This window comes from Kitasatospora sp. NPDC043950, assembly GCF_056435345.1.
Window position 1 is genome coordinate 1 of sequence record NZ_JBWKER010000004.1, and the last position, 9762, is coordinate 9762.

General features: G+C 73.0%; 8 protein-coding genes. 2 read left to right on the forward strand and 6 right to left on the reverse strand.

Annotated features, from left to right (window positions below; genetic code table 11):
* Positions 1-115: 115 nt before the first annotated feature.
* From AC07BF_RS03550 to AC07BF_RS03560, 3 genes are all read right to left on the reverse strand, one after another.
* Complete coding sequence (locus AC07BF_RS03550; protein WP_363589446.1) at positions 116-1165, reverse strand: SPFH domain-containing protein; 1050 nt, start codon at positions 1163-1165, stop codon at positions 116-118.
* Positions 1166-1175: 10 nt separating this feature from the next.
* Entirely contained in the window at positions 1176-1586 is a 411-nt protein-coding gene (locus tag AC07BF_RS03555; protein ID WP_363589456.1) for an NfeD family protein, read from the reverse strand.
* Between the two features lie 155 nt (positions 1587-1741).
* Positions 1742-2533 carry an ABC transporter ATP-binding protein gene (locus AC07BF_RS03560; RefSeq protein ID WP_063349636.1) on the reverse strand — a complete coding sequence of 264 codons (792 nt, stop codon included), beginning with the start codon at positions 2531-2533 and terminating at the stop codon, positions 1742-1744.
* Between the two features lie 148 nt (positions 2534-2681).
* Between AC07BF_RS03560 and AC07BF_RS03565 the strand changes: the two genes are divergently transcribed.
* Positions 2682-3485, forward strand: a complete 804-nt coding sequence (locus AC07BF_RS03565) for a hypothetical protein (protein WP_363589444.1) — start codon at positions 2682-2684, stop codon at positions 3483-3485.
* A 107-nt stretch (positions 3486-3592) separates the two neighbouring features.
* Here the strand turns inward: AC07BF_RS03565 and AC07BF_RS03570 are convergent, their stop codons facing one another.
* The 3 genes from AC07BF_RS03570 to AC07BF_RS03580 form a co-directional block, all read right to left on the reverse strand.
* Positions 3593-4270: a response regulator transcription factor gene (locus AC07BF_RS03570; RefSeq protein WP_363589442.1), complete on the reverse strand. Its 678-nt coding sequence runs from the start codon at positions 4268-4270 to the stop codon at positions 3593-3595.
* A complete protein-coding gene (locus AC07BF_RS03575) occupies positions 4263-5420 on the reverse strand; it encodes a GAF domain-containing sensor histidine kinase (protein ID WP_363589454.1) in 1158 nt (385 codons plus the stop codon). The genes AC07BF_RS03570 and AC07BF_RS03575 overlap by 8 nt, the downstream gene beginning before the upstream one ends.
* Before the next feature lie 228 nt (positions 5421-5648).
* Positions 5649-8234 (reverse strand): ABC transporter ATP-binding protein/permease, encoded by a 2586-nt coding sequence (locus tag AC07BF_RS03580; RefSeq protein WP_363589440.1) that lies wholly within the window; start codon positions 8232-8234, stop codon positions 5649-5651.
* A 212-nt stretch (positions 8235-8446) separates the two neighbouring features.
* On the opposite strand from AC07BF_RS03580, the gene serB reads away from it, so the two are divergent.
* Complete coding sequence (gene serB / locus AC07BF_RS03585; RefSeq protein ID WP_363589438.1) at positions 8447-9703, forward strand: phosphoserine phosphatase SerB; 1257 nt, start codon at positions 8447-8449, stop codon at positions 9701-9703.
* The last annotated feature ends 59 nt before the right edge of the window (positions 9704-9762 follow it).

Here is a 9762-nt window from a genome sequence, read left to right on the forward strand (position 1 = left end):
CCCCCTCCCCCCCACCCCCCCCCCCCCCCCCCCCCCCCCCCCCCCCCCCCCCCCCCCCCCCCTCCCCCCCCCCCTCTCTCCCCCCCCCCCCCCCCGGGCCGGACGGTTCAGCCGGTCACTCCGGGTCGATCTTGCGGTACTCGCGGGCCGGGTCCACCCGGGGGCGGGCGGCACCCTTCTCGGTGTCCACCGGGCGCGGGCCGGCCGCCGGGTCGAGCGGCACCTGGGTGGCCGCGGGGGCCGCCTGCGGGACGCTCGGGGCGGCGACCGCGCCGCCGTTGACGCCGGGGTTGCCGGTCAGCCCGCCGAAGGCGCCGCCGAGGCCCTTGAGGGCGTCGCCGACCTCGCTGGGGATGATCCACAGCTTGTTGGAGTCGCCCTTGGCCAGCTCGGGCAGGGTCTGCAGGTACTGGTAGGCGAGCAGCTTCTGGTCGGCGTCGCCGTCGTGGATGGCCTCGAAGACCGTCCGGATCGCGGCCGCCTCACCGTCGGCGCGCAGCACCGCGGCCTGCGCCTCACCTTCGGCCCGGAGCACGTCGGCCTGCTTCTCACCCTCGGCCTTGAGGATCTGGGCCTGCCGCTGGCCCTCGGCGGTGAGGATCGCGGCGCGCTTGTCACGGTCGGCGCGCATCTGCTTCTCCATCGAGTCCTGGATGGAGGTGGGCGGCTCGATCGCCTTCAGCTCGACGCGGTTGACCCGGATGCCCCACTTGCCGGTGGCCTCGTCCAGGACGCCGCGCAGACCGGCGTTGATGACCTCGCGCGAGGTCAGGGTGGATTCGAGGTCCATCGAGCCGATGATGTTGCGCAGCGTGGTGACGGTCAGCTGCTCGATGGCCTGGATGTAGCTGGCGACCTCGTAGGTGGCCGCGCGCGGGTCGGTGACCTGGTAGTAGATCACCGTGTCGATGTTGACCACCAGGTTGTCCTGGGTGATCACCGGCTGCGGCGGGAACGGCACGACCTGCTCGCGCAGGTCGATCCGGTTGCGGACCCGGTCGATGAACGGGACGACGATGTTCAGGCCTGCGTTGAGCGTCCGGGTGTAGCGGCCGAAGCGCTCCACGATCGCGGCGCTGGCCTGCGGGATGACCTGGATCGTCTTGATCAGCGCGATGAAGGCCACCACGACCAGGACGACCAAAACGATAAGGACGGGTTCCACGGACTCTCCCCTAGATGACCAGGGCGGTCGCGCCCTGGATTTCGACGACGTCGACCTGCTGCCCCGGTTGGTACACGCTGTCCGGGTGGAGCGCGCGGGCCGACCAGATCTCGCCGTTCAGCTTGATCCGTCCGCCCTCCCCGTCGACGGTTTCCGCGACGACCGCGGTGGCGCCCTGGAGCGCCTCGATGCCCATCTTGATGTGCGGGCCCTGCCGCAGTTGCCGGTAGGCGATCGGGCGGACGAAGACCAGCAGCGAGACCGAGACCGCGATGAAGACCAGGGTCTGCCAGACCGCGTCTCCGCCCAGCCCGGCCACGCCGGCGGCCGCCAGCGCACCGACCGCGAACATGGCGAACTCCGGCATCGCGGTCAGCACCAGCGGTATGCCGAGCCCGACGGCGGCCAGGAGCCACCAGATCCAGCTGTCCACGTGTCCATCCTAGGGAGCGAAGGGCCTTCGAGGCGGACAGTTCCCGCAGGTCGAGGGGCGGAAACCGGTCGCGCGTGCGACCGGTCCCCGGAAACCCGACGACATCGGAGCGTGCGAGGCGCGGGCGGGGCGCGGGCGGGGGCTCAGCCCAGCGGCAGGCCCTGCGCGGACCAGCGGTCCCCGTGGCGCTCCAGGGTGAGCGGCAGGCCGAAGCACTTGGAGAGGTTGCGGGCGGTCAGCTCGGTGTCGATCGGACCGGCGGTGAGCACCTTGCCCTGGCGGATCATCAGGACGTGGGTGAAGCCCGGCGCGATCTCCTCGACGTGGTGGGTGACCATCGCCATGGCCGGGGCGAACTCGTCCTGGGCGAGCGCGCCGAGCCGGCGGACGAGGTCCTCGCGGCCGCCGAGGTCCAGGCCGGCCGCGGGCTCGTCGAGCAGCAGCAGCTCGGGGTCGGTCATCAGGGCGCGGGCGATCAGGGTGCGCTTGCGCTCGCCCTCGGAGAGGGTGCCGAACTTGCGGCCGGTGAGGTTGGACATGCCCATCCGGTCGAGCAGCGCGAGCGCGCGGGACTCGTCGAACTGCTCGTAGGTCTCCTGCCAGCTGACCGTCATGCCGTAGGCGGCGGTCAGCACGGTCTGCAGCACCGTCTGCTCGGCCGGCAGCTTGTCGAACATGGCGGCGCCGGCCAGGCCGATCCGGGAGCGCAGCTCGAAGACGTCGACCTCGCCCAGCTTCTCGCCCAGCACCGACACCTTGCCCGCGGTCGGGAACAGGTAGGTGGCGGCGATCTGCAGCAGGGTGGTCTTCCCGGCGCCGTTGGGGCCCAGGATGACCCAGCGCTCCCCCTCGGAGATGGACCACGAGACCTGGTCGACCAGCGCGCGTCCCTCCCGGACCACGGATACGTCCACCAGCTCCAGCACGTCGCTCATGCCTACGCCTTCCCCAATACAAGAATTTCGGCCGTCGGTGCGGGCGGCGAGCCTACTCCGGCAGCCGGTGGGCACGGGGTGGGTGCGCCGCACACGCATGGGCAAACCTACGCCACGCGGATGACCGCCGATTCCGTAGGCTGGCCGGATGCTCGCGACTCCTCCCGACAATCCGTACGAAGAACCCCGTTCGGGGCGGCTGACCGCGTGGGGCAACGCCCTGCTGGCCGGTCTGGTGCCGCCGGACAACGCCGCGGCGGCCGTGCTGGGCGACGACGAGAGCCACCGGGTGACCGGGCTGCCCGGGGACGGGCCGGGCGAACGGCACGGCCTCACCTGGGCGCTGGGACGGCTCCGGGTGCTCGGGGTCAAGGGCCTGCGACTGGCGCTGCCGTCCGCCGGGCACCCGCTGGGGCTGACCGGTCCGGCACCGTTCAACGAAGCGGCGATGGGCGTCGGGGAGGCGGTGCTGGCGGTGGGCGTCCCGCTCGGACTGGTGCCGGAGGTGGAGGTGTTCGGCCCGGCCGGGGACCGTTCGGCGACGGTGCTGTGGCGCTGCCTTGAGACCAACGACACACCGCCGGCCGACGTCCCGTCGCTGCACGAGGCCGAACGGGAGCTGGCCGACGGGCTGCGCGAGGCGACGCTCCTGCTGACCCGCCTGGACGTGGCGGGCGCCGGACCGGAGGCGCTGCGGGCGCTGGAGGCGTACCGCCGGCGCGGGCACGCCGAACTGCTGGCGCCCGGGTACCCGCCGCGTGCGGTGCGGGTGCTGGAGTCGGCCCGGCAGGTGTCGGCGCTGCTGGCGATCGCCGCGGGCGGGCACGGCGCGGCGGTCAGCGCCTCCGAGATGGCGGCGCGGCAGGCGGTGCTGGCGCCGCTGCGGCGCACCGCCCGGCGGGCGCAGGTGGCGGCGTACAACGCGCTGGTCGACGAGCGCGAGGACCGCTGAGCACGGGGCCCGCTCAGCACGAGGAACGCTCAGCACGAGGAGCGCTGAGCACGGGGCCCGCTGAGCACGGGGCCCGCCGAACACGGGGCCGCTCAGGACGCGGCCCGCTAGGACGGGCCGCCGTCCCGCGCCTCGCCGTTGCGGACGGCCCACAGGGCCGCCTGGGTGCGGTCCGCCAGGTCCAGCTTCATCAGGATGTTGGAGACGTGGGTCTTCACCGTCTTCTCCGACAGGTGCAGGCTGCGGGCGATCTCCCGGTTGGAGCGGCCGTCGGCGATGTGGCCGAGGACCTCGCGCTCGCGTTCGGTGAGGGTGCCGCCGCGGCCCTGCGGGGCGCGGGGGCCGTCGTCGGCGAGCAGCGCCTCGGCCAGTTCGGGCTGGAGCAGGACGTGGCCGGCGTGCACCGAGCGGATCGCGCCGGCCAGCGCCTCCGGGTCGACGTCCTTGTAGACGTACCCGGCGGCGCCGGCCCGCAGCGCGGGGACCATCGTGCGGTGCTCGGTGAAGCTGGTGACGATCAGGATCCGGGCCCGGCTGCCCTCGCCCTTGAGCGTGCGCAGCGCCTCGATGCCGTCGACACCGGGCATCTTGAGGTCCATCAGGACGACGTCGGGGTCGAGTTCGCGGGCGCGCTCGACGCCCTCCGCCCCGTCGGCGGCCTCCCCGACCACCTCGATGTCGTCCTGGACCTCCAGGAACGTGCGCAGCCCGCGGCGGACCACCTGGTGGTCGTCGACCAGCAGGACGCGGATCGACGGCGTGCTGTCAGGCGGGTTGTCAGGCACCGGGGACCTCCATCTCGACGAGCGTCCCCCGGCCGGGGGCGGACTCCAGGGTGAGCGTGCCGCCGACGGCGGCCGCGCGGTCGCGCATCGAGGCCAGGCCGAGGTGGCGCCCGGCCCGGCGGACGGACTCGGGGTCGAAGCCGTGCCCGTCGTCGCGCACCCGCAGCACGGCGCCGCGCGCGGGCGTGCCGGCCAGGGTGACGGTGACGCGGCCGGCTCCGGAGTGGCGCAGCGCGTTGTGCAGCGCCTCCTGGGCGACCCGCAGCAGCGCGGCCTCCTGCGCGGGCGGCAGGGCGCGGACGCCGTCGGCGGCGAAGGCGACGTCCGCGGTGTGGGCCCGGTCGAGGACCTGCACCTGGGAGGCGAGGGTGGCGCTCAGCCCGTCCTCCTCCAGGGCGGCGGGGCGCAGTTCGACGACGACGGCGCGCAGTTCGTCGGCGGCCTCGGCGGCGAGCCGGGCGACCTCGGCGAGTTCGGCGCGGGCCCGGGCCGGGTCGCGGTCGACGAGCGTGGCGGCGGCCTTGGCGGTGAGCCGCAGCGAGAAGAGCTTCTGCGCGACGGCGTCGTGCAGGTCGTGGGCGATGCGGGCGCGTTCGCCGGCCAGGGTGAGCTCGCGGCTGCGCTCGTACAGGCGGGCGTTGGAGAGGGCGAGGGCGGCGTGCGCGGCGAGTATCCGCAGCAGTTCCTCGTCGTGGTCGGTGAACAGGCCGCCGCCGCGCTTGTTGGCGAGGAAGATGACGCCGGTGACCTGCGGTTCGTCCTCGGCGGCCTCGGCGTCCAGGATGGGCATGCCGAGGAAGGCGTCCATCTCGGGGTGGGCGGCCGGCCAGCCGCCGAAGGCCGGGGCCCTGCGGACGTCGGCGAGCCGGGTGGGGCCGGTCTCGTGCAGCATCTTGGCGAGGACGCCGTGCTGGCGGGGCAGCGGGCCGATCGCCCGCCACTGCTCGTCGGTGACGCCGTCGACGACGAACTGGGCGAAGCCGCCGTGGTCGTCGGGCACGCCCAGAGCCGCGTACTCGGCGCCGAGCAGGTCGCGGGCGGAGGCGGTGATGCGGCGCAGCACCTCGCGGACCTCCAGGTGCCGGCTCATCGCGAGCAGCGCCTGGCTGACCGCCTCGATGCCGGCCAGGCAGGGGTCGCAGCCGGGCATCGGGCGGGCCGGGCCGCGCAGGTCGAGGTGCGGACCGGCCGGGCTCCGGTGGTCGCTGGGCGTGCTGGGCATACCGCCAAACTACCGCCGCCGCGGGCGCCGCCGCGTCGGTCCGCGGCCGGGGTGGGCGCAGGTCCGGGGACCTAGGTCTCGGGGCCCGCGCAATGGAGGAGGGGCGGCTCTCCGGGTGATGGGAGAGCCGCCCCTCGTCGGGCGGGGCGAAGGGGGTCAGCCCTTCTGCATGACCTCGGGCTCGTGGCGGCGCTGGAGCCGGGTGACGATGACGCCGATGACGATCGAGATCGCGATCAGCGCGCCCGCGTCGATCGCCCACTGGGCGACGCTGGCGGTCCACAGCGGGTCGTACTGGGGGTTCTGGAAGTCCTTGTTCCAGGGGCCCATGAGCTTGGACAGGTCCAGTGTGGTGGCCACGATGCCGGTGCCCCAGCGGGCCGGCATCAGCCAGGCGGCCTGCTCCAGGCCGGGCTTGCCGAAGAGCTGGAACAGGCAGCCGGTGAAGACGACCTGGATGATGGCGAACATGACCAGCAGCGGCATGGTCTTCTCGGCGGTCTTGACCAGGGCCGAGATCATCAGGCCGAACATCATCGCGGTGAAGCTGAGCAGGATCATGCCGATGGTCATCTCGATGATCGGCAGGTCCTTGACGATCAGGCCGTGCTCGGGGAGCTTGCGCGGCAGGAAGCCGACCGCGGCGACGATGGCGCCCTGGATCACGCTGAAGAAGCCCAGCACGATGATCTTGGACATCATGTACGCCGAGCGGGAGAGCCCGGTGGCCCGTTCCCGTTCGTAGATGGCCCGTTCCTTGATCAGTTCGCGGACCGAGTTGGCCGCTCCGGAGAAGCAGGCTCCGATCGCCAGGATCATGATGATCGTCGCGGCCCCGCTGTTGAGGTGGAGCTGCGTGTTCGGATTGGGCGCGAGGCCCGCCCCGTTGGGGACCAGCACGCTGACCGCGCCGATGACGGCGGGCAGCAGCACCGACAGCGCCAGGAAGCCGCGGTCCGAGGCGAGGACCGACATGTAGCGGCGCATCAACGTCCACAGCTGGGAGCCCCAGCTCTGCGGCTTCGGCGGCCGGACGGCCTCCTGGGCGACCTGGGCGTGCTGCACCTCGCCCGACTCCACGTCGGGGGCGGAGTACTGCTGGTAGTGCACCGAGCCGCGGTAGCGGCCGGCCCAGTCGTGGTCCGGGTAGTTCTCGAAGGCCTGGAAGACGTCCGCCCAGGTCTCGTACCCGAAGAAGTGCAGCGCCTCGTCCGGCGGGCCGAAGTAGGCCACCGCGCCGCCCGGCGCCATCACCAGCAGCCGGTCGCAGAGCGCGAGTTCGGCCACCGAGTGGGTGACGACCAGGATGGTGCGGCCGTCGTCGGCGAGACCGCGCAGCATCTGCATGACCTCGCGGTCCATGCCCGGGTCGAGGCCCGAGGTGGGCTCGTCCAGGAAGATGAGCGACGGCTTGGTGAGCAGTTCCAGGGCGACCGAGACGCGCTTCTGCTGGCCGCCGGAGAGCGCGGTGATCTTGTTGTCGGCGCGCTTGTCCAGGCGCAGCTCGTACAGCACCTCGTCGATCCGGGCCGCGCGCTCGCGCGCCTCGGTGTCGCCGGGGAAGCGCAGCTGGGCCGCGTACTTGAGGCCGGTGCGGACGGTGAGTTCCTTGTGCAGGATCTCGGACTGCGGCACCAGGCCGATGCGCGAGCGCAGTTCGGCGAACTGCTTGTAGAGGTTGCGGCCGTCGTACAGGACCTCGCCGCGGTCGGCCGGGCGGTAGCCGGTGAGGGCGCGCAGCAGGGTCGACTTACCGGAGCCGGACGGGCCGATGACGGCGACCAGGGACTTCTCCGGGACGCCGAAGCTGACGTCGTCGAGCAGGATCTTCTTGGCGCCCTTGTGCTCGACCTCGACGGTCAGGTGGCGGGCGGAGAAGGAGACCGCGCCGGTGTCGACGAACTCCTGCAGCTGGTCGCCGACCAGGACGAAGCTGGAGTGGCCGACGGTCAGCCGGTCCTGCGGGCCCATCAGCTGGCGCTGCACCCGCTGGCCGTTGAGGAAGATCCCGTTGTGGCTGCCGAGGTCGACGATCTCGTAGCGGCCGTCCTGGAGCTGGCGCAGCTCGGCGTGGTGGCGGGAGACCTGGAGGTCGGAGACCACGACGTCGTTGTCGAGCGCGCGGCCGATCCGGACGGTGCGCATGGCGGCGGTCAGGTTGCGGATGATCGTCGGCTGCGGGCCGTCGCCGTCCTGCGGGGCGGGCGGGAAGGCCTGCTGCTGCGGGAAGCCGCCCTGCTGGGGCTGGGGCTGGGGCGGGTGCTGCTGGTGCGGGAACGGTGGCTGGGGCCGACCCGCCCAGGCCTGCTCGGGCTGCGGCGGGTAGGGGGCCTGCGGCGACCAGCCCTGCTGCGGGGCCGGCGGCTGGGGCGTCGGCGCGGCGCTGCGGCTGGTGGCGGCCTCGTGCCAGGCGGGAGCCTGGGGGGCGGCGGCGTGCGGGGCGGCGTGGGCGGGCGCGGAGAAGCCGAGCCGGGGTCCGTTCTCCGGGTTGCCGAGGTTGACGACGGCGCCGGGGAACAGCTGGGCCTGCGTCGTCCGGGCGCCGGCCGTGTAGGTGCCGTTGGTGCTGCCGTGGTCGTCCAGCTGCCAGCCGCTGCCGTTGAAGGTGATGGTCCCGTGGTTCCAGGAGACCCTGGCGTCGTCGAACGGGAAGTCCGACTGCGGGTTGCGCCCGATGGTGTAGGACCGCCCGGGCTCCAGAGTCCGCTGCTGTCCGTTGATATCGATGACGAGTTGCGGCACTGTGCGCCTGCCCCGCTCTCTCGGTTCCCCCGAATTGTGCCCCCGACCAGGGGTGCGATGTTTCCGAAACTGACGGGGGGAATCATTCCAGCCTGCTGACCGCCGATAGAAGTCGCCCCGGGTGACTGTGACCAGGCTGCTACCCGGCACCCGTCCGCGACGTGGGACGGGTGCTCTGGGCCCGCCGGCCGGCGGGTAGCGTGGGAGGCACCATGAACGCATCGCCCCTGGCCGCTGAGCCCCTCCCCGCCGCCCAGCCCCGGACCGCGGACGAGCGCACCCTGCTCGTCAAGGTGTTCGGCAAGGACCGCCCCGGCATCACCGCCGGCCTCTTCGCCACCCTGGCAGGCTTCGCCGTCGACGTGATCGACATCGAACAGGTCGTGACCCGTGGCCGCATCACGCTCTGCGCACTGGTCACCCCGCCCACCGCTCCCGGCGCCGAGGGCGGACTGCGGGCCACCGTGCACCGCTGGGCGGAGGAGCAGAAGCTCCAGGCCGAGATCCTCTCCGGCATCGGCGACAACCGGCCGCGCCGCGAGGGCCGTTCGCACGTCACCGTGCTCGGCAATCCGCTGACCTCCGCCGCCGTCTCCGCGCTCACCTCCCGGATCACCGCGGCGGGCGGCAACATCGACCGTGTGTTCCGGCTCGCCAAGTACCCGGTGACGGCGGTCGAGCTGGCCGTGTCCGGTGTGGCCACCGACGAGCTGCGGGCCGAGCTGGCCCAGGAGGCGGCCACCCAGCGGGTGGACGTCGCGGTGGTCGCGGCCGGGCTGGAGCGCCGGGCCAAGCGCCTGGTGGTGATGGACGTCGACTCCACGCTCATCCAGGACGAGGTGATCGAGCTGTTCGCGGCCCACGCGGGCTGCGAGGAGGAGGTCGCCGAGGTGACGGCGCAGGCGATGCGCGGCGAGCTGGACTTCGCCGAGTCGCTGCGGGCCCGGGTCTCGCTGCTGGCCGGGCTGGACGCCTCGGTGACCGAGAAGGTGCGCGCGGAGGTCCGTTTCACGCCGGGCGCGCGCACCCTGATCCGCACGCTCCAGCGGCTGGGCTTCCAGGTCGCGGTGGTGTCGGGCGGGTTCACCCAGGTCACCGACCACCTGGTCGAGGAGCTGGGGCTGGACTTCGCGGCGGCCAACACCCTGGAGGTGGTGGACGGCAAGTTCACCGGCCGGGTGGTCGGCGAGATCGTGGACCGCGCGGGCAAGGCCCGCTGGCTGGCCCGGTTCGCCGAGCAGGCGAAGGTGCCGCTGTCGCAGACGGTGGCGATCGGCGACGGCGCCAACGACCTGGACATGCTGAACGCGGCCGGGCTGGGCGTGGCGTTCAACGCCAAGCCGGTGGTGCGCGAGGCCGCCGACACCGCCGTCAACGTGCCGTTCCTGGACACCGTGCTGTACCTGCTGGGCATCACCCGGGAGGAGGTCGAGGCGGCCGACGCGGTGGACGGCAGCCTGACCGAGTAGAGCCCGAAGACGCACACGAGGGGCGCGGGGAAGCCGGTCGTGCGCCCCCCCCCTCTCTC